This is a genomic window from Actinacidiphila guanduensis, assembly GCF_900103985.1.
In the GTDB taxonomy this organism is placed as follows: domain Bacteria; phylum Actinomycetota; class Actinomycetes; order Streptomycetales; family Streptomycetaceae; genus Actinacidiphila; species Actinacidiphila guanduensis.
The window spans coordinates 491283-510081 of sequence record NZ_FNIE01000003.1; the positions used below are offsets into that span (position 1 = coordinate 491283).

The window sequence follows — 18799 nt, forward strand, 5'->3', positions numbered from 1 at the left end:
TGGCACGCTCGTTTTCGGTCCCGGGGAAGTGTGATGACAAGTCCTAGTCAGGCTGCGGATGGTGCCGGCGGCCTCACCCTCGACCCAGAGGGCGGTAGCTCCGAGCCTTCCCAGGAGCAGGCTCCGGAGCTTGTCGGGCGCTCTCCCCGGCAGCTGGCCTGGATGCGCTTCCGTCGCGACAAGATCGGTGTGCTGTGCGCCTTCGTGGTGCTCGCCTACCTGCTGATCGCCATCTTCGCGCCGCTGATCGTCAAGCTCTACGGCGAGAACGCGTACTCGCTCTACGGCCAGGACGACGGCCTGCTGAACGGGTTCGGCCTGCCGATCAAGCCCAACGGCGGCATCGACGGCACCCACTGGTTCGGCATCGAACCGGGCCTGGGCCGCGATGTGTTCGCGGTGCTCATCTACGGCATCCGCACCTCGCTCGCGATCGCGCTGTGCGTGACGGTCCTGTCGGTGGTGCTCGGTGTCGTCGTCGGCCTGGTGCAGGGCTACATCGGCGGGAAGACCGACTACTTCGTGGGCCGGTTCTCCGACCTGATGATGTCCTTCCCGCAGCAGCTGTTCTTCATCGCGTTCACGCCGGTCGTCGTGGCGATCTTCGTCAAGCCGAGCGACTCGGAGCCGACCTACCTGCGGTTCACCGCCCTGGTGCTGGTGCAGTTCGCGCTCGGCTGGATGGCCCTCGGCCGCCTGGTGCGCGCCCAGGTGCTGTCGCTGCGGGAGCGGGAGTACATCGAGGCCGCGCGCCTTTCGGGCGCCTCCAGCTCGCGCATCATCCGCAGGGAGCTGCTGCCGAACCTGTGGACCACCATCCTGGTGCAGTCCACCCTGCTGCTGCCGGTCAACGTGACCGCGGAGGCGGGCCTGTCGTTCCTCGGCGTCGGCATGCAGACACCGACCCCGGACTGGGGGCTGATGTTCCAGGACGCGGTCCAGTACTACCAGTCCGACATCACCTACATGTTCTTCCCCGGCATCGCGATGGTCATCTTCGTCGTCGCCTTCAACCTGCTCGGGGACTCGGTCCGGGACGCTCTCGATCCCAAGACCATCCGCTGATGAGTGTCCAGGTCGTCTCACCGGGAACCGGGAAGCCGACAAAGCCAGTGACAGGCAGGAATCAATGAATAAGCGTAGGGCGTATTACGCCGCGGCTATGCTGTCGGCGGGGGCTCTGGCCCTGAGCGCGTGCAGCAGTGGGAACAGCGACGGCGGTGGCGGCTCGGGCAAGTCGACGTCCAGCGGCGGCGGTGCCAACGGCGCCACCGCGTCGGTGCAGAGCGTCACGCTCGGCACGGCGGCCGACTCCACCGGTCCGGCCCCGGCCGTCGCGGGCGCCAAGAGCGGCGGCACGGTGCACGACCTGGAGGCCTCGGGTGTCAACCACCTCGACCCGGCCCAGGCGTACGTCAACCAGGAGCAGGTCATCGGGCAGCTCTTCAGCCGCCAGCTGACCAACTACAAGATCGACGCCAAGACCGGCAAGACGGTCCTGGTCGGCGACCTGGCCACCGACACGGGCACCTCCTCGGACGGCGGCAAGACCTGGACGTACCACCTCAAGGACGGCCTGAAGTGGCAGGACGGCACGCCGATCACCTCTGACCAGGTGAAGTACGGCATCGAGCGGCTGTTCTCCAGCTACGAGACCGCCGGCCCGCAGTACCTGCAGCAGTGGCTCACCGGCTCCAGCTCCTTCCGGAAGGTCTACCCCGGTCCCCAGGGCGGCAAGTCCCTGCCGGACTCGGTGATAGCCACCCCGGACGACAAGACGGTCGTCTTCCACTTCAAGGCGCCGCACTCCGACGCGCCCTACGCGATGGCCCTGTCCGGCTCCGGCCCGATCCTGAAGGCCAAGGACACCGGCCCGAAGTACGACACCGCCCCGTTCTCGGACGGCCCGTACCAGATCGCCAGCTACCAGGCCGGCAAGGCGCTGGAGCTGGTGCGCAACAAGAACTGGGACCCGAAGACGGACCCGATCCGCAACGCCTACCCGGACAAGTGGGACATCCAGCTCGGTGTCGCGCAGCCCGGTCTGACCCAGCGGCTCGAGGCCCAGTCCGGTGAGGACAAGGACTCCCTCGCGCTGGTGGCGCCCGCCGACCCGACCCAGACCTCGGTCATCGCCGGCGACCCGAAGTACAAGTCCCGCCTGGTCAGCAACTACCAGCCGTTCGTGGACGTGTTCAACATCAACATGACCCGCGTGAAGGACGTCAAGGTCCGCCAGGCGATCATGTACGCGTTCCCGATGCAGCAGGTGCAGACCGCGCTCGGCGGCCCGCCGCAGGGCGACCTGGGCACCAGCCTGATCGGCCCGACGGTCCAGGGCTTCAAGTCCTACGACCCGTACGGCAAGCTCACCAAGCCGCAGGGTGACCCCGCGAAGGCCAAGGAGCTGCTGAAGGAGGCCGGCGTCACCCACCTGAAGCTGACCTACGCCTTCTCCAACCAGCCCCGCTGGGTGACCGTGGCCACCACGCTGAAGAACGCGTTCGCCAAGGCCGGCATCGACCTGCAGACCAAGGCGATCGACTCCACCGCGTACTACACGCTCATCGGCAAGGTGAACAACCCGTACGACCTGTACCGCACCGGCTGGGGCGCGGACTGGCCGAACGCCTCCACCGTCATCCCGCCGACCCAGGACGGCCGACTGGTCGCGGACAACGACCCGAACTACTCGCACCTGAACGACCCGAAGGTGAACTCCGAGATCGACCGCATCAACGCGATCGCGGACCCGACCCAGGCGTCGTCCGAGTGGGAGAAGCTGGCCGAGTACATCATGAAGAACGATGTGCCCGAGATCCCCTACGAGTACGACAAGTACTACAACGTCTACGGTGACGGTCTCGGCGGCGTCTCCTACAACACCCCGCTGGGCACCCTGAGCCCGAACACGGTGTTCGTGAAGTAGCCGTACCCCTTCCGGACACCACCCGGAACGCACCACCGGTGACCGGCTCCGCGGGGCACGCCCCCGCGGAGCCGGTCACCGGCCCGGGACCCCTGGACCCCACACCCGCTCCCGACCGGCGCCGCAGCGCGGCACCCCTACGGAAGAGCCCGACCCCATGCTCCGTTTCCTCGTACGCCGGGTGCTAGGCGCCGCCGTCATCCTCGTCCTGATCAGCTTCGTCACGTACCTGCTGTTCTTCGCGCTGCCCTCGGACCCGGCGCTGCTGTCCTGCGGCAAGAACTGCAACCCGCAGAACCTGGCGCTGATCCACAAGAACCTCGGCCTGGACAAGCCGATCCCCGTGCAGTGGTGGAACTACGTCGTCGGCATCTTCGCCGGCCGCCACCTCCCGCTGGGCAACTGCCCGGCCCCCTGCTTCGGCCTGTCGTTCAACAACGACACCTCCGTGTGGTCGCTGCTGAAGGACCGCTACCCCACCACCCTGTCGCTCGCCATCGGCGGCTCGGTCACCTTCCTGGTCATCGGCGTCGGCCTCGGCCTGATCTCCGCCTGGAAGCAGGGCTCGGTCTTCGACCGCGTCGCCAGCTCCATCTCGCTGCTCGGCCAGTCGGTGCAGATCTACTTCATCGGCCCGCTGGCGATCTACCTGTTCTCGGTGCAGCTCGGCTGGCTCGACCGCGGCCACGACCCGGACTGGACGAGCGACCCGGTCGGCTCGCTGACCGGCCTGGTCCTGCCCTGCCTGATCATGTCGGTCATCTTCTGGTCCAACTACAGCCGGCAGACCCGCTCCCTGATGGTCGAGCAGCTGTCGGAGGAACACGTGCGCACCGCCCGCGCCAAGGGCATGGGCTCGAAGTACGTCTTCTTCCGGTACGCCCTGCGCGGCGCGATGGGCCCGATCGTCACCATCTTCGGCATCGACCTGGGCTCGGTCTTCGGCGGCGCGATCATCACCGAGGCGACCTTCGGCCTGCACGGTCTGGGCAACCTCGCGGTGAGCGCGGTGCTCCAGTCCGACCTGCCGCTGGAGATGGGCGTGATGCTCGTCGGCGCCACCTCCATCGTCTTCTTCAACATCCTGATCGACGCCTGCTACGCCTTCATCGACCCGCGAATCCGGCTCGCATGAACCCGGCAGTCCCTGTTCCGTACAAGGCTCCGGCCCCGAGGAGAGCCCGAAAGTGACCACGCTGACCAAGCCGGATACCTCATCCGCACCCCAGGACCCGGCGGGCGACGCCCCGTTCCTGTCCGTCCGCGACCTGTACGTCAGGTTCGCCACCGAGGACGGCACCGTGAAGGCCGTGGACGGGCTGTCGTTCGACCTCGAACGCGGCGAGACGCTCGGCATCGTCGGCGAGTCCGGCTCGGGCAAGTCGGTGACCAACCTGGCCATCCTCGGGCTGCACAACCCCCGCAACACCACCATCACCGGGGAGATCCTGCTCGACGGGCAGGAGCTCACCGGGGCCTCGCAGCGCACCCTGGAGCGGCTGCGCGGCAACAAGATGGCGATGATCTTCCAGGACTCGCTGACCGCGCTGTCGCCGTACTACACGGTCGGCCGGCAGATCGCCGAGCCCTTCATGAAGCACACCGGTGCCTCGCGGCGCGAGGCCCGGGCGCGGGCGATCGAGATGCTGGCCAAGGTCGGCATCCCGCAGCCGCAGACCCGGGTGGACGACTACCCGCACCAGTTCTCCGGCGGTATGCGCCAGCGCGCGATGATCGCCCTGGCGCTGGTCTGCGACCCGGCGCTGCTGATCGCGGACGAGCCGACCACCGCGCTCGACGTCACCGTGCAGGCGCAGGTGCTCGACCTGCTCAAGGACCTGCAGCAGGAGACCGGCACCGCGATCATCCTGATCACCCACGACTTGGGCGTCATCGCGAACACCGCGGACAAGGTGGTCGTGATGTACGCGGGCCGCGCCGTGGAGCGCGGCACCACCCGGGAGATCCTCAAGGAGCCCCAGCACCCCTACGCGTGGGGCCTGCTGGGCTCGATCCCCCGGCTGACCGCCTCGGTGGACGTGCCGCTGGCGCCGATCCCGGGCAGCCCGCCCAGCCTGCTCAACCCGCCCTCCGGGTGCCCCTTCCACACCCGGTGCGCCTTCACCGCCACGGTCGGCGGCGACCGGTGCAGCACCGAACGGCCGCAGCTGCCGGACGGGCGCGGGTCGGCCTGCCACCTGACGGCGGAGCAGAAGCGTGACATCTTCATCGAGCAGATCCAGCCGCGGCTGCGCTGACCAGGAGTCGAGGGAACAGCAATGAGTGAACAGCAGCAGCAGTCGCTGGAGAAGGCATCGACCCTGGAGCCGACCCCGAGCCTGGCGAAGGTCCCCGAGCAGCGCCCCGAGCCGGGCGAGCGGCTGCTGGAGGTCACCGGCCTGCGCAAGTACTTCCCGATCAACGGCGGCTTCATCTTCCAGCGCCGGGTCGGCGACGTCCGCGCGGTGGACGGTGTGGACTTCCACATCGACAAGGGCGAGGCGCTGGGCATGGTCGGCGAGTCCGGCTGCGGCAAGTCGACCACCGGCCGCCTGGTCACCCGGCTGCTGGAGCCGACCGACGGCAAGGTGGTCTACGCCGGGCAGGACATCACCCACGCCGACCGCAAGCAGCTGGCGCCGATCCGGTCCGAGATCCAGATGATCTTCCAGGACCCCTACGCCTCGCTCAACCCGCGGCAGACGGTCGGCACGATCATCTCCGGGCCGATGGAGGTCAACCACCTCAACCCGCCCGGCGGCCGGGAGAAGCGGGTCCGCGAGCTGCTGGAGATCGTGGGCCTCAACCCCGAGCACTACAACCGCTTCCCGCACGAGTTCTCCGGCGGCCAGCGGCAGCGCATCGGCGTGGCCCGGGCGCTGGCGCTCAACCCCAAGCTCATCGTGGCCGACGAGCCGGTCTCCGCCCTGGACGTGTCGATCCAGGCGCAGGTGGTCAACCTGCTCCAGCAGGTGCAGCAGGAACTCGGCATCGCGTTCCTGTTCATCGCGCACGACCTGGCGATCGTGCGGCACTTCTCGCAGCGCGTCGCGGTGATGTACCTGGGGAAGATCGTCGAGGTCGGCGACCGCGACTCGATCTACAACAAGCCGCGCCACCCGTACACGCACGCGCTGCTGAGCGCGGCTCCCGAGGCCGACCCGGACGATGACGGGCGCGAGCGCATCCGGCTCGCCGGCGATGTGCCCTCGCCGATCAACCCGCCCTCGGGCTGCCGGTTCCGCACCCGGTGCTGGAAGGCGCAGGATCTCTGCGCGTCGGAGGAGCCGCCGCTCATCCAGCTGGGAGGCAGCAAGGACGGTCACCTGACCGCCTGCCACTTCCCCGAGGAGCCGACGGTCGCGGCGCGGGACGAGGACATCGTTCTCGACCCGGCACTCGCCGCGATCGAGGAGGCGGCTGACAAGACCCTTTGACCCGGGCTCAGCCCAGCCTCCGCTCGGTCCCAGGGGCCGCGTCCGGACACCCCTTTTCCCCGGCCGCGGCCCCTGGCATGCCCGGCCCTACTCGGGCGGGACGACCTGCTTCTCCTCGGCGAAGTGGCAGGCCGAGGGGTGCTCGGTGGGGCCGGCGGTGCCGCGGAAGACCGGCGGCACGGTGAGCGGCGGGTCCTTCTCCGCGCACAGCTCCTGGGCCTTCCAGCAGCGGGTGCGGAACCGGCAGCCCGAGGGCGGGTCGGCGGGCGAGGGCACGTCGCCGGCGAGGATGATGCGCTCGCGGTGCTCGCGCGCCTCGGGGTTGGGCACCGGGACCGCGGAGAGCAGCGCCTGGGTGTAGGGGTGGGTGGGGTGCTCGTAGATCGCCGCGTCCGCGCCGAGTTCCACGATGCGGCCCAGATACATCACGCCGACCCGGTCCGCGATGTGCCGCACGATCGACAGGTCGTGCGCGATGAACATGTAGGCGAGCCCGAACTCGTCCTGCAGCCGCTCCATGAGGTTGACCACCTGGGCCTGCACCGAGACGTCGAGCGCGGAGACCGGTTCGTCGGCGACGATCACCTCCGGGCGCAGGGCGAGGCCGCGGGCGATGCCGATGCGCTGCCGCTGGCCGCCGGAGAACTGGTGCGGGTAGCGGTTGATGTACTCCGGGTTCAGCCCCACCACGTCGAGCAGTTCCTGGACCCGGCGCCGCCGGTCGCCCTTGGGCGCGACCTCGGGGTGGATCTCGAAGGGCTCGCCGATGATGTCGCCGACCGTCATGCGGGGGTTGAGCGAGGTGTAGGGGTCCTGGAAGACCATCTGGATGTTGCGCCGGACCGCCTTCAGCGCCCGCCCGGACAGCCGGGTGATGTCCTCGCCCTTGTAGAGGATCTCGCCGGAGGTGGGCGTCTCCAGGTTCATCAGCAGCCTGGCGACGGTGGACTTGCCGCAGCCGGACTCGCCGACGATGCCCAGGGTCTCCCCCGGGTAGAGGTCGAAGCTGACCCCGTCGACCGCCTGGACCGCGCCGACCTGCTTCCTGAACAGGATGCCCTGGGTCAGCGGGAAGTGCTTGACCAGGTTGCGCACCTGCAGGATCGGCTCGCGGCCGTCCGGGTCCGGCCCTGCGGGCCGCTCAGGCGTCGCCGGACGGGGCGCTGTCGTCATCCAGAGTCTCCTTCCAGAAGTGGCAGGCGCTCGCCCGCTCCTGGTTCACCCGGTACAGCGGCGGGACGTCGGTGCGGCACACCTCCTGGGCGCGCGGGCAGCGGGGATTGAAGGCGCAGCCGGGCGGGATGTGCAGCAGGTTGGGCGGCAGTCCCTTGATCGCGTAGAGCTCCTGGCCCTTGAGGTCCACCCGCGGGATGGAGTCGAGCAGACCGCGGGTGTACGGGTGGGCGGGGGCCCGGTAGATGTCGTGCACCGGGGAACTCTCCACGATCCGGCCGGCGTACATCACCGCGATCTTGTCGGCGACGTCGGCGACGACGCCCAGGTCGTGGGTGATCAGGATCAGGCCCATGTTGTACTCGCGCTGCAGCTCGGCGAGCAGGTCCATCACCTGGGCCTGCACGGTGACGTCGAGCGCGGTGGTCGGCTCGTCGGCGATGATCAGCTCGGGTTCCAGCGCCATCGCCATGGCGATCATCACGCGCTGGCGCATGCCGCCGGAGAACTGGTGCGGGTATTGCTTGACGCGTTCGCGGGCGGCAGGGATGCGCACCCGCTCCATCAGCTCGATCGCCTTCGCCCTGGCCTCCTTGCGGGACAGGCCCTGGTGCACCCGGAACATCTCGCCCAGTTGCTCGCCGACGCTGAGCACCGGGTTGAGCGAGGACAGCGCGTCCTGGAAGATCATCGCCATCCGGGCGCCGCGGATCTTGCGCCGCTCCTCGCCGCCCATCCGCAGCAGGTCGCGGCCCTGGAAGACCACTTCGCCCTGGGTGATGAAGCCGGGCGGGGAGTCGAGGATGCCCATGACGGCCTGCGCGGTGACGGACTTGCCGGAGCCGGACTCGCCGAGCACGGCGAGCGTCTCGCCGGCGTGCACCGAGTAGTTGACGCCGTTCACGGCCTTGGCGATGCCCTCGCGGGTGCGGAACTCCACGTGCAGGTTGCGCACGTCCAGCAGCGGCCGCTCCTCGCCGCCGCCGGGCGGCTCGGGTTCGGGGGCCATGACCGCGTCGGTCGCGCCTGAAGTGCTCATCGGCGGTTCTCCTCAGCGCAGCTTGGGGTCGAGGGCGTCGCGGACGGCGTCGCCGAGCATGATGAAGGCGAGCACCGTCAGGCTCAGCGCGCCGGCCGGCCACAGCAGCATGTGCGGGGCGTCGCGGATGGAGTTGGAGGCGTCGGAGATGTCGATGCCCCAGGAGACGGTGGGCGGTTTCAGGCCTACGCCGAGGTAGGACAAGGTCGCCTCCAGGGCGATGTAGGTGCCCAGCGCGATGGTGCCGACGACGATGACGGGCGCCACCGCGTTGGGTGCGATGTGCCGCACCAGCATTCGGCGGTTGCCGGCGCCGAGGGCGCGGGCGGCCTGCACGTAGTCGTTCTGCCGGGCGGTGATCACCGAGCCGCGGGCGATGCGGGCGATCTGCGGCCAGCCGAGCAGCACCATGAAGCCGACCACCGGCCAGACCGTGGAGTTGGTGACGACGGAGAGGAAGACCAGGCCGCCGAGCACCACGGGGATGCCGAAGAAGACGTCGCTGATCCGGGAGAGCACGGCGTCCCACCAGCCGCCGAAGAAGCCGGCCAGGCCGCCCAGCACGCTGCCGAGGATGACCACGCCGGCCGTCGCGCACACGCCGACCGTCACCGAGGCGCGGGCCCCGTAGACGACCCGGGTGTAGACGTCGCGGCCCTGGTTGTCGAAGCCGAAGGGGTGGCCGGGTTCGGGCCCGGCCTGGGACTTGGCGAGGTTGGCCTTCAGCGGGTCCTGGGTGGCGATGGTGCCGGGCCAGATCGCGATGAAGACCAGGAACAGGATGATCAGCGCGGAGATGATGAAGATCGGGTTGCGCCGCAGGTCGCGCCAGGCGTCGGACCACAGGCTGCGCGGCTTGCCGGTCGGGCCGCCGGCGTCCTGGCCGGTGCCGGGGGTGCGCTCCAGGGTCTGGGCGTCGGCGGCGGCCAGGTCCATGCCGCCGCCGTAGCCGCCGCCGGGGGCGATCGCCTGGCCGGGGTCCACCGGTTCCAGCGGGTCTTTTCCGTCAGGCATACCGAATCCTCGGGTCCAGGACCGCGTAGAGCAGGTCGACGAGCAGGTTGGCCAGCAGGAAGACCAGCACCAGGACGGTGACGAAGCCGACCACGGTGGGCGCGTTGTTGCGCAGGATGCCCTGGTAGAGCTGGAAGCCGACGCCGTGGATGTTGAAGATCCGCTCGGTGACGATGGCGCCGCCCATCAACGCGCCGATGTCGGTGCCGATGAAGGTCACCACCGGGATCAGCGAGTTGCGCAGCAGATGGCGGATGATCACCCGGTGCCGCGGCAGGCCCTTGGCGACGGCGGTGCGCACGTAGTCGGCGCGGGTGTTCTCGGCGATGGAGGTGCGGGTCAGGCGGGTGACGTAGGCGAGCGAGACCAGGGCGAGCACCAGGCCGGGCAGGATCAGTTCGTTGAAGGGCGCGCTGGGCGAGACCGAGGGGGCGGTCCACTTCAGCCGGACACCGAAGACGTACTGGAGCACGTAGCCGGTGACGAAGGTCGGCACGGAGATGACCACCAGGGTCAGCAGCAGGACGCCGGTGTCGACCGGCTTGCCGCGGCGCATGCCGGTGACGACGCCGAGCGCGATGCCGATGATGATCTCGAAGATGATCGCCACGATGGTCAGCCGGATGGTGACCGGGAAGGCGCTGCCCATCAGCGAGGTGACCGACTCCCCGTTGAAGGCGGTGCCGAAGTCGCCGATGAAGATGTTCTTCATGTAGTGCAGGTACTGGGCGCCCAGCGAGTGGTCGAGGTAGAGGTCGTGCCGGATCTGCTGGGCGGTGGCCGGGTCGGGTGCCCTGTCGCCGAAGAGCGCGGCGACCGGGTCGCCGAGCGCGTAGACCATGAAGAAGATCAGGAAGGTGCTGCCGATGAAGACCGGGATCATCTGGAGCAGCCGCCGGATCACGTAGCGTCCCATGGGGCCTCCTGCACGGGGAGCGGCCGGAGGCCGCACCGGGTGCGCCCGGTGCGGCCTCCGGCAGGTCTCAGTGGACCTTGATCTCGTTGTAGACCGGCACGCTGAAGGGGTTGAGGGTGACGTTGCTGATGTTGCTGGAGTAGCCCGCGCTGCCGTTCTGGTACCACAGCGGGATCGCCGGCATGTCCTTGACCAGCTGCCGCTCGGCGTCCTGGAACAGGCCGATCGCCTTGCTGTTGTCGCTCTCGGCGTTGGCCTGGTTGATCAGGTTGTCGAAGTTCGCGTTGCTGTAGTGCGAGTCGTTGGACGAGGCGTCGGTGTAGTACTGCGGCTGCAGGAAGTCCTGGATCAGCGGGTAGTCCATCTGCCAGCCGGAGCGGAACGGCATGGTCATCTGCTTGTTGGTGATCTTGTTGCGGAAGTCGGCGAAGGTGCCGGTCGGGGCGCCCACGCAGGCCCGGTTGTTGCCCAGCACGTTGTTGATGCTGTTGCAGACCGCGTCCACCCACTCCTTGTGCGAGCCGGTGTCGGCGTTGTAGCCGATGGTGATCCGCCCGCCGGGCAGGCCGCCGCCCTGCTGGATCAGCTGCTTGGCCTTGGCCGGGTTGTACTCGCACTCCTGGCCGCACAGCCCCTTCTTGAAGCCGCCGGCGTCGCCGAGCACCGGCGAGGTCCAGTCGGAGGCGGGGGTGCGGGTGTTCTGGAAGATCTGCTGGGTGATCTGCGGCCGGTTGATCGCCATGGACAGGCCCTGCCGCACCATCGCCGACTTCGCCGAGGACCACCCGGCGGCGTACAGCGGGAAGGAGATGGTCTGGATGATGCCGGCCGGCTCGTTGATGTAGCGGCTGCCGAGGTCGGACTTGACGTTTCGCAGCTGGGTGGCCGGGATGTCGTCGACCAGGTCGATGTTGCCGGCCTGCAGGTCGGTGTACGCGGTGTTGTTGTCGGTGTAGACCCGCAGGTCCACGCCGTTGTTGACAGCCGCGTCCGGCCCCCGGTAGCCGGTCCACTTGCGCAGCGACATCCCCGTGCCCTTGGTGTACGAGGAGATCTCGTACGGGCCGTTGCCGATCGGCTTGCGCAGCCAGGCCGCGTGGTCGGTGAAGAAGGCCTGCGGCAGCGGGTAGAAGGCCGCGTAGCCGAGGGTGTCCGGCCACAGCGAGAACTTCTGACTGAGCTTCACCTTGAACTCGGTGTCGGAGACCTTGGTGAGGCCGGAGAGCTTGGTCGCGGTGGGCTTGGCCCCGGTGGCGTCGGGGTGCACCTGGGAGTAGCCGTCGATCTGGGCGAAGAAGAAAGCGTTCAGCTGGGCGTTGCGCAGGTCGGCGCCGTAGTTCCAGGCGTTGATGAAGGAGTCGGAGGTGACCGGCTCGCCGTTGCTGAACTTCCACCCGGGCTTGATCTTGATGTCGAAGTTCTGGGCGTCGGTCGAGGTGATCGACTGGGCGATCATGTTCTCGGCCTTGGCGGTCTTCGGGTCGTACTTCTTCAGGCCGCGGAAGACCATGTCCAGCACCTTGCCGCCCTGCACCTCGTTGGTGTCGGCCGGCTCCAGCGGGTTCTGCGGGTCGCCCCAGGAGGCACGCACGATGCCACCGCTGCTGCCGCCGCTGCTGCCGCTGTCGCTCCCGCCACCGCAGGCCGTGGCGACCAGCGCGACGGCGAGCACACCGACGGCACACTTCACGCGCGTGGCTCCGCGCATCGATGCCTCCTCATGGGTCACAAATGGCACGTGGGTACCCATGACACCGCAATACGGGCGGAGCTGCACTTCTTCTCCCCTCGTGTCGCCCGGGCAATGTGGCGCTCAGGTGGCGGCGGGCGCACCGAAGTTCACCCGGGTGGCTGCGCCCGGGTGCGAGCGGTGCGAAGGGGCGTGCGAGAACGCGCACACGCGAGCGCCCCGGTCCGCTGCGGGCGGATCGGGGCGCTCGCGGCGGACCGGGGCGGACCGGCCGGGGTGTGAGGGAGCCTCAGGCGGCCTCGGCCGTGGCGCGCTCCTCGGCGAAGTGGCAGGCCGACTCGTGCTCGGCCGGGGTGCCCGAGCCGCGGAAGACCTCCGGCACCGCGAGCAGCGGCTGCTCCTGCGCGCACCGGTCCTGGGCCTTCCAGCAGCGGGTGCGGAACCGGCAGCCCGAGGGCGGGTCGGCGGGCGAGGGGACGTCGCCGGAGAGGATGATCCGGCCCCGGCCGGCCGCCGCACCGGAGTCCGCGCCGGCCGCGCGCTGCTCGCGCGCCTGCGGGTCGGGCACCGGCACCGCCGAGAGCAGCGCCTGGGTGTAGGGGTGGGTGGGGTGCTCGTAGATCTCGGCGTCGGTGCCGATCTCGGCCATCCGCCCCAGGTACATCACGCCCACCCGGTCCGAGATGTGCCGCACGATCGACAGGTCGTGCGCGATGAAGATGTACGACAGGCCGAACTCGTCCTGCAGCTTCTCCATCAGGTTGACCACCTGCGCCTGCACCGAGACGTCCAGCGCCGAGACCGGCTCGTCGCAGATGATGATCTCCGGGTTGAGCGCCAGGCCCCGGGCGATGCCGATGCGCTGGCGCTGGCCGCCGGAGAACTGGTGCGGGTAGCGGTTGACGTACTCGGGGTTGAGGCCGACCACGTCGAGCAGTTCCTGCACCCGCTTGCGGCGGTCGCCCTTGGGCGCGACCTCCGGGTGGATGTCGAAGGGCTCGCCGATGATGTCGCCGACCGTCATGCGGGGGTTGAGCGAGGTGTAGGGGTCCTGGAAGACCATCTGGATGTTGCGCCGCACCGCCTTCAGCGCGCGGCCCGACAGCCGGGTGATGTCCTCGCCCTTGTAGAACACCTCGCCCGAGGTGGCCCGCTCCAGGTTCATCAGCAGCTTGGCGACCGTGGACTTGCCGCAGCCGGACTCGCCGACGATGCCCAGGGTCTCGCCCCGGTGCAGGTCGAAGGAGATCCCGTCGACCGCCTTCACAGCGCCGACCTGCTTCTGGAAGACGATGCCGCGGGTCAGCGGGAAGTGCTTGACCAGGTTGCGCACCTGCAGGATCGGCTCGCCCGCGGGGGCGGCGCCCTTCACCGTGTCAGTCACCGAGGGTCTCCTTCCAGAAGTGGCAGGCGCTGCCGCGCCCGGCGCCGACCGTGTGCAGCGGCGGCACGTCGGTGCGGCACACGTCCTGCGCCATCGGGCAGCGCGGGTTGAAGGCGCAGCCGGCCGGCACGTGCAGCAGGTTGGGCGGCAGGCCCTTGATCGCGTAGAGCTCCTGGCCCTTGCGGTCCACCCGCGGGATCGACTGGAGCAGGCCCTTGGTGTACGGGTGGGCCGGCTGCCGGTAGATCTCGTGCACGGGCGCGTTCTCCACGATCCGCCCCGCGTACATCACCGCGATCTTGTCGGCGACGTCGGCGACGACACCGAGGTCGTGGGTGATCAGGATCAGGCCCATCGTCGACTCGCGCTGCAGCTCGGCGAGCAGGTCCATCACCTGGGCCTGCACGGTCACGTCGAGGGCCGTGGTCGGCTCGTCGGCGATGATCAGGTCCGGCTCCAGGGCGAGCGCCATCGCGATCATGATGCGCTGGCGCATGCCGCCGGAGAACTGGTGCGGGTAGTCGTTGACCCGCGCACGGGCGCCCGGGATGCGCACCCGGTCCATCAGCTCGATCGACCGGGCCTTGGCGGCCTTGCGGGACAGGCCCTGGTGCACCCGGAACATCTCACCGAGCTGGTAGCCGACGCTGAGCACCGGGTTGAGCGAGGAGAGCGCGTCCTGGAAGATCATGGCGATCTTCCGGCCGCGGATCTTCCGCCGGGCCTCGGCGGACATCTTCAGCATGTCCTGGCCCTGGAAGAGGATCTCGCCCTGCGGGATGCGCCCCGGCGGCATGTCGAGGATGCCCATGATCGCCTGCGCGGTGACCGACTTGCCGGAGCCGGACTCGCCGAGCACGGCGAGCGTCTCGCCGGCGTTCACCGAGTAGTTGACGCCGTTCACGGCGCGGGCCACACCGTCGCGGGTGTGGAACTCCACGTGCAGGTCGCGCACTTCGAGCAGCGGCGCGGTGGCGGTCGCGGGCGCGGGGGCGCCCGCCATGGTGTCGGTGGCAGTCAACGTACGCCCTCCTAGCGCAGCTTGGGGTCCAAGGCGTCGCGGACCGCGTCGCCGAGCATGATGAACGCCAGCACCGTGATGCTCAGCGCGCCCGCCGGCCACAGCAGCATGTGCGGCGCGTTGCGGATCTGGTCGGACGCCTGGGAGATGTCGATGCCCCAGGAGACGGCCGGCGGCTTCAGGCCCACGCCGAGGAAGGACAGCGTCGCCTCCAGCGAGATGTACGTGCCGAGCGCGATGGTGGCCACCACGATGATCGGCGCGAGCGCGTTGGGCGCGATGTGCCGCAGCAGCATCCGGGTGTTGCTCGCCCCCAGCGCCTTGGCGGCCTGCACGTAGTCCTGCTGCTTGGCGGTGATCACCGCGCCGCGGGCGATCCGGGCGATCTGCGGCCAGCCCAGCAGGATCATGAACGCGGACACGGTGGTCACGGTGCCGCCCTTGACGACGGAGAGGAACACCACGCCGCCGAGCAGGATCGGGATGCCGAAGAAGATGTCGCTGATCCGGGAGAGGACCGCGTCCCACCAGCCGCCGAAGAAGCCTGCCAGGCCGCCGAGCAGCGAGCCGAGCACGGCCACACCGACCGTGGAGAAGATGCCCACCGACACCGAGGCGCGGGCGCCGTAGACGGTGCGGGTGTAGACGTCGCAACCCTGGGTGTCGAAGCCGAAGGGGTGCCCGGAGGTCGGGCCCATCTGCGACTTGGACAGGTCGCAGGCGAGCGGGTTGCCGCTCGCGATGGCGCCCGGCCAGATCGCGATGACCACCAGGAAGAGGATCAGCAGCCCGGAGACGTAGAACATCGGCTTGCGGCTCAGGTCGTGCCAGGCGTCGCTCCACAGGCTGCGCGCCTTCTCCCGCTCCGGGGTGGCGGTGCCGGCGGGGGTCACCGGGCCGGCCGCCGTCGCGGTGGCCGCGGTGTCGGCCGCGGTGGTGGCCGGAGTCGTTGCGGCGGGCGTGGTCTCGGTCGTCTCAGGCATACCGAATCCTCGGGTCCAGGACCGCGTAGAGCAGGTCGACGAGCAGGTTGGCGGCCAGGAAGATGATCACCAGGATGGTGACGAAACCGACCACGGTGGGCGGGTTCTGCCGCAGGATGCCCTGGTAGAGCTGGTAGCCCACGCCATGGATGTTGAAGATCCGCTCGGTGACGACGGCGCCGGCCATCAGGCCGCCGATGTCGGTGCCGAGGAAGGTCACCACGGGGATCAGCGAGTTGCGCAGCAAGTGGACGGTGACCACCCGGCGCTTGGGCAGGCCCTTGGCGACGGCGGTGCGCACGTAGTCCGCGCGGGCGTTCTCCGCGACCGAGGTACGGGTCAGCCGCGCCACGTAGGCCAGCGAGACCGCGGCCAGCACCAGGCCGGGCAGGATCAGGTCGCCGATCGGGGCGCCCTCGGCCACCGCCGGGTTCGCCACGTGCCACTTGACGCCGAGGAAGTACTGCAGGACGTAGCCGGTGACGAAGGTCGGCACGGCCACGACGAGGAGGGTGAACGCCAACACGCCGGTGTCGGCGAACCGGCCGCGGCGCATGCCGGCCAGCAGGCCCAGGCCGATGCCGGCCACGGCCTCGATCGCGAACGCCACCAGGGTGAGCCGGATCGTGACCGGGAACGCGCTGCCCATCAGCTCGGTGACCGGCTGGCCGGTGGCCGCGGTGCCGAAGTTCCCGGTGAAGATCTGCTTCATGTAGTGGACGTACTGGGCGGGCAGCGAGTGGTCCAGGTACATCGCGTGCCGGATCTGCGCGGCGGTCGCCGGGTCGGGCGCCCGGTCGCCGAACATCGCGGCCACCGGGTCGCCGAGCGCGTAGACCATGACGAAGATCAGAAAGGTCGTGCCGATGAAGACGGGCACCATCTGGAGCAGTCGCCTGATGACGTAGCGCCCCACGTGTCCTCCATGGAGTCGGGCCGGACGGCGGCCGCGGCTCGTGGCCGCGGCCGACACCCCCACCGCGAGCGGTTGCTGTCGGATTCCCCCTGCGGCGCACCCGCCCCGGGGTACCGGGGCGGGTGCGCCTACGACATGCCGGTCGGCTGCTGTGTCAGCTGTTGTTGACCGTGATGTCGGTGTAGACGGGGTAGCTGAAGGCGTTCTCCGTCACGTGCGAGACCCGCGAGGACCAGCCGGCCTCACCGTTCTGGTACCAGAGCGGGATCACCGGCATGTCCGTGAAGAGCAGCTTCTCGGCCTGCTGGTAGAGCGCGGTCGCCTTGGCGGTGTCCGGCTCGGCGTTGGCCTGCTTGATCAGCTTGTCGAACTGCGGGTTGCTGTAGTGCGAGTCGTTCGAGCTGCCGCCGGTCGCGTAGAGCGGCGTCAGGAAGTCGTCGATCAGCGGGTAGTCCATCTGCCAGCCCGAACGGAACGGGTTGGTCATCTCGCCCTTGGTGATCTGGTTGCGGAAGTCCGCGAAGGTGCCCGTCGGGGCGCCCACGCACGCCTTGTTGTCGCCCAGCACGTTGTTGATGCTGTTGCAGACCGCGTCCACCCACTCCTTGTGGGAGCCGGAGTCGGCGTTGTAGCCGATGGTCATGTGACCGCCGGGGATGCCGCCGCCCTCCTTGATCAGCTCGCGCGCCTTGGCCGGGTTGTACGTCACCGAGTCGCCGGCGATGTCGGAGCTGTAGCCGCCGGCCGCGCCCAGCACCGGGGAGGTGAGGTCGGTGGCCGGGGTGCGGGTGCCCTGGAAGATCTTCTGGGTGATCGTCTTGCGGTCGATCGCCATCGACAGGCCGAGCCGGACCTTGTCCATCCCGGGCTTGCTCCACGCCTTCTGGTTCAGCGGGAAGGAGACGGTCTGGATGATGCCGGCCGGCTGGTTGAGGTAGCGGCCGTCCAGGTCGGTCTTCACGTGGCTGAGCTGCTCGGCCGGGATGTCGTCCAGCACGTCCAGGTTGCCGGCCTGCAGGTCGGCGTAGGCGGTGTTGGAGTCGGTGTAGACCTTGAGCAGGACGCCCTTGTTCTTCGGCTTGCTCGGCCCGGTGTAGTACGGGTTGGGGACCAGCTTCATGCTGGAGCCCTTGGTGTACGACACGATCTTGTACGGGCCGTCGCCGACCGGCTTGTCGAGGTAGCCGGCGTGGTCGGTGAAGAAGGACGTCGGCAGCGGCGCGAACGCCTTGTAGCCGAGCCGGTCCGGCCAGGTGGAGAACTTCTGGGTGAGCTGCACGGTGAAGGTCTGGTTGTCGACGACCTTCAGGCCGGACATGGTCTTCGCCGTGGGCGCGCCGGAGTCCGGGTGCACCTTGGCGTAGCCCGCGATGTCCTCGAAGAAGTACGCGTTGAGCTGCTTGTTGGTGAGCAGCGCGCCGTAGTTCCAGGCGTCCACGAAGGAGTGGGCGGTGACGGGGGTGCCGTCGGAGAACTTCAGGCCGGGCTTCAGCTTGATGGTGAAGTTCTGCTGGTCGGTGGTGGTGATCGACTGCGCGGCGGCCAGCTGGGCGGCGCCGGTGGTCGGGTTGTACTCCTTGAGGTCCTCGAAGATCATGTCGAGGACCTTGCCGCCCTGCACCTCGTTGGTGTTGGCGGGCTCCAGCGGGTTCTGCGGGTCGCCCCACCAGGCCCGGACGATGCCGTCGTCCGAACCGCCGGCCTTGGTGTCGCCGGAACCGCCGCCGCACGCGGTGGCCGCCAGGGCGACGACCGCCGCTCCCACGACCCACTTGGCGCTCTTGGCACCGCGCATGGGTATGCCTCCTCAGGAGTCACTGTCGATACGTACTCGATGTGTGAGAAGGCCGTCCGCCCCTGACACCCCTGACAGTGGCTGCGGCCTTCGTGCTCGTGAGTCGGCGCGGCGCATTGTGGCAGCGCGTGACCCATTGACCCGAGCTCAACCTGGTCCACTATCCGCCACTTCCCGGGTTGCTCGGGACAGAGGGTTCGGTGTGCCGGGGCCGCAAGGGGCCCTTACGCGTCCCAGAATCCGGACATTCCGCCGCATACCCATACGCGCATGAATCGGACGGCGTGACTCTTATCACGCCCGAGACGTCCGATATCCGGACACCAAATCCGCTCAACGGGGCATGGAAAAGGGGCGCGGGGCTGCGTCCGATGGGCGGCTCCGCCGCGTGTGCGCGCAACCGGTCACCGGCCGGCGGCCCGGAAGTGCCCGGACCGCCCCCTTCGGCCAGTGCTGGGGTTGCTCGCGCTCACACGGTGGAGCCGCCCATGAAACGCAGCTC

General features: G+C 69.1%; 15 protein-coding genes. 5 read left to right on the plus strand and 10 right to left on the minus strand.

All coding sequences use genetic code 11. The annotated features are described in order from the left end of the window. The first annotated feature begins 33 nt into the window (after nt 1-33). The 5 genes from BLR33_RS08445 (at nt 34) to BLR33_RS08465 (ending at nt 6366) form a co-directional block, all read left to right on the plus strand. Nucleotides 34-1065 (plus strand): ABC transporter permease, encoded by a 1032-nt coding sequence (locus tag BLR33_RS08445; protein WP_093783649.1) that lies wholly within the window; start codon nt 34-36, stop codon nt 1063-1065. Nucleotides 1066-1162: 97 nt separating this feature from the next. Beyond that, the gene (locus tag BLR33_RS08450; RefSeq protein WP_245771260.1) at nt 1163-2929 is read left to right on the plus strand and encodes an ABC transporter substrate-binding protein; all 1767 of its coding nucleotides are present in this window, start codon (nt 1163-1165) and stop codon (nt 2927-2929) included. Between the two features lie 157 nt (nt 2930-3086). Continuing rightward, the gene (locus BLR33_RS08455; protein WP_093783651.1) at nt 3087-4064 is read left to right on the plus strand and encodes an ABC transporter permease; all 978 of its coding nucleotides are present in this window, start codon (nt 3087-3089) and stop codon (nt 4062-4064) included. A gap of 52 nt (nt 4065-4116) precedes the next feature. Beyond that, nucleotides 4117-5187: an ABC transporter ATP-binding protein gene (locus BLR33_RS08460; RefSeq protein WP_093783652.1), complete on the plus strand. Its 1071-nt coding sequence runs from the start codon at nt 4117-4119 to the stop codon at nt 5185-5187. A 21-nt stretch (nt 5188-5208) separates the two neighbouring features. Then, nucleotides 5209-6366, plus strand: a complete 1158-nt coding sequence (locus BLR33_RS08465; protein WP_093783653.1) for an ABC transporter ATP-binding protein — start codon at nt 5209-5211, stop codon at nt 6364-6366. Between the two features lie 87 nt (nt 6367-6453). Here the strand turns inward: BLR33_RS08465 and BLR33_RS08470 are convergent, their stop codons facing one another. The 10 genes from BLR33_RS08470 to BLR33_RS08515 all read right to left on the minus strand — a co-directional run bounded on the left by BLR33_RS08470 (nt 6454) and on the right by BLR33_RS08515 (nt 18297). Further along, nucleotides 6454-7539: an ABC transporter ATP-binding protein gene (locus BLR33_RS08470; RefSeq protein ID WP_093783654.1), complete on the minus strand. Its 1086-nt coding sequence runs from the start codon at nt 7537-7539 to the stop codon at nt 6454-6456. Then, nucleotides 7508-8548 carry an ABC transporter ATP-binding protein gene (locus tag BLR33_RS08475; protein ID WP_093783808.1) on the minus strand — a complete coding sequence of 347 codons (1041 nt, stop codon included), beginning with the start codon at nt 8546-8548 and terminating at the stop codon, nt 7508-7510. Before BLR33_RS08475 ends, BLR33_RS08470 begins: the two co-directional genes overlap by 32 nt. Before the next feature lie 42 nt (nt 8549-8590). Beyond that, nucleotides 8591-9592, minus strand: a complete 1002-nt coding sequence (locus BLR33_RS08480; protein WP_093783655.1) for an ABC transporter permease — start codon at nt 9590-9592, stop codon at nt 8591-8593. After that, entirely contained in the window at nt 9585-10508 is a 924-nt protein-coding gene (locus BLR33_RS08485) for an ABC transporter permease (protein ID WP_093783656.1), read from the minus strand. Before BLR33_RS08485 ends, BLR33_RS08480 begins: the two co-directional genes overlap by 8 nt. A gap of 67 nt (nt 10509-10575) precedes the next feature. After that, nucleotides 10576-12216, minus strand: coding sequence for a peptide ABC transporter substrate-binding protein (locus BLR33_RS08490; RefSeq protein ID WP_093783657.1), 1641 nt, complete (start codon nt 12214-12216; stop codon nt 10576-10578). Nucleotides 12217-12487: 271 nt separating this feature from the next. Continuing rightward, the gene (locus tag BLR33_RS08495; RefSeq protein ID WP_093783658.1) at nt 12488-13582 is read right to left on the minus strand and encodes an ABC transporter ATP-binding protein; all 1095 of its coding nucleotides are present in this window, start codon (nt 13580-13582) and stop codon (nt 12488-12490) included. Beyond that, nucleotides 13575-14585 carry an ABC transporter ATP-binding protein gene (locus tag BLR33_RS08500; RefSeq protein WP_093783809.1) on the minus strand — a complete coding sequence of 337 codons (1011 nt, stop codon included), beginning with the start codon at nt 14583-14585 and terminating at the stop codon, nt 13575-13577. The genes BLR33_RS08495 and BLR33_RS08500 overlap by 8 nt, the downstream gene beginning before the upstream one ends. A 29-nt stretch (nt 14586-14614) precedes the next feature. Beyond that, complete coding sequence (locus BLR33_RS08505) at nt 14615-15586, minus strand: ABC transporter permease (protein WP_093783659.1); 972 nt, start codon at nt 15584-15586, stop codon at nt 14615-14617. Then, nucleotides 15579-16502, minus strand: a complete 924-nt coding sequence (locus BLR33_RS08510; RefSeq protein WP_093783660.1) for an ABC transporter permease — start codon at nt 16500-16502, stop codon at nt 15579-15581. Before BLR33_RS08510 ends, BLR33_RS08505 begins: the two co-directional genes overlap by 8 nt. A gap of 154 nt (nt 16503-16656) precedes the next feature. Then, the gene (locus tag BLR33_RS08515; protein ID WP_093783661.1) at nt 16657-18297 is read right to left on the minus strand and encodes a peptide ABC transporter substrate-binding protein; all 1641 of its coding nucleotides are present in this window, start codon (nt 18295-18297) and stop codon (nt 16657-16659) included. Nucleotides 18298-18799: the final 502 nt, after the last annotated feature.

What these genes read in the sequence shown, in the direction of transcription:
- BLR33_RS08455 (WP_093783651.1), top strand. Translation starts at nt 3,087, where the DNA reads ATGCTCCGTTTCCTCGTACGCCGGGTGCTAGGCGCCGCCGTCATCCTC.
- BLR33_RS08490 (WP_093783657.1), bottom strand. Translation starts at nt 12,216, where the DNA reads ATGCGCGGAGCCACGCGCGTGAAGTGTGCCGTCGGTGTGCTCGCCGTC.
- BLR33_RS08500 (WP_093783809.1), bottom strand. Translation starts at nt 14,585, where the DNA reads ATGGCGGGCGCCCCCGCGCCCGCGACCGCCACCGCGCCGCTGCTCGAA.
- BLR33_RS08505 (WP_093783659.1), bottom strand. Translation starts at nt 15,586, where the DNA reads ATGCCTGAGACGACCGAGACCACGCCCGCCGCAACGACTCCGGCCACC.
- BLR33_RS08475 (WP_093783808.1), bottom strand. Translation starts at nt 8,548, where the DNA reads ATGGCCCCCGAACCCGAGCCGCCCGGCGGCGGCGAGGAGCGGCCGCTG.
- BLR33_RS08450 (WP_245771260.1), top strand. Translation starts at nt 1,163, where the DNA reads ATGCTGTCGGCGGGGGCTCTGGCCCTGAGCGCGTGCAGCAGTGGGAAC.
- BLR33_RS08445 (WP_093783649.1), top strand. Translation starts at nt 34, where the DNA reads ATGACAAGTCCTAGTCAGGCTGCGGATGGTGCCGGCGGCCTCACCCTC.
- BLR33_RS08465 (WP_093783653.1), top strand. Translation starts at nt 5,209, where the DNA reads ATGAGTGAACAGCAGCAGCAGTCGCTGGAGAAGGCATCGACCCTGGAG.
- BLR33_RS08470 (WP_093783654.1), bottom strand. Translation starts at nt 7,539, where the DNA reads ATGACGACAGCGCCCCGTCCGGCGACGCCTGAGCGGCCCGCAGGGCCG.
- BLR33_RS08515 (WP_093783661.1), bottom strand. Translation starts at nt 18,297, where the DNA reads ATGCGCGGTGCCAAGAGCGCCAAGTGGGTCGTGGGAGCGGCGGTCGTC.
- BLR33_RS08485 (WP_093783656.1), bottom strand. Translation starts at nt 10,508, where the DNA reads ATGGGACGCTACGTGATCCGGCGGCTGCTCCAGATGATCCCGGTCTTC.
- BLR33_RS08480 (WP_093783655.1), bottom strand. Translation starts at nt 9,592, where the DNA reads ATGCCTGACGGAAAAGACCCGCTGGAACCGGTGGACCCCGGCCAGGCG.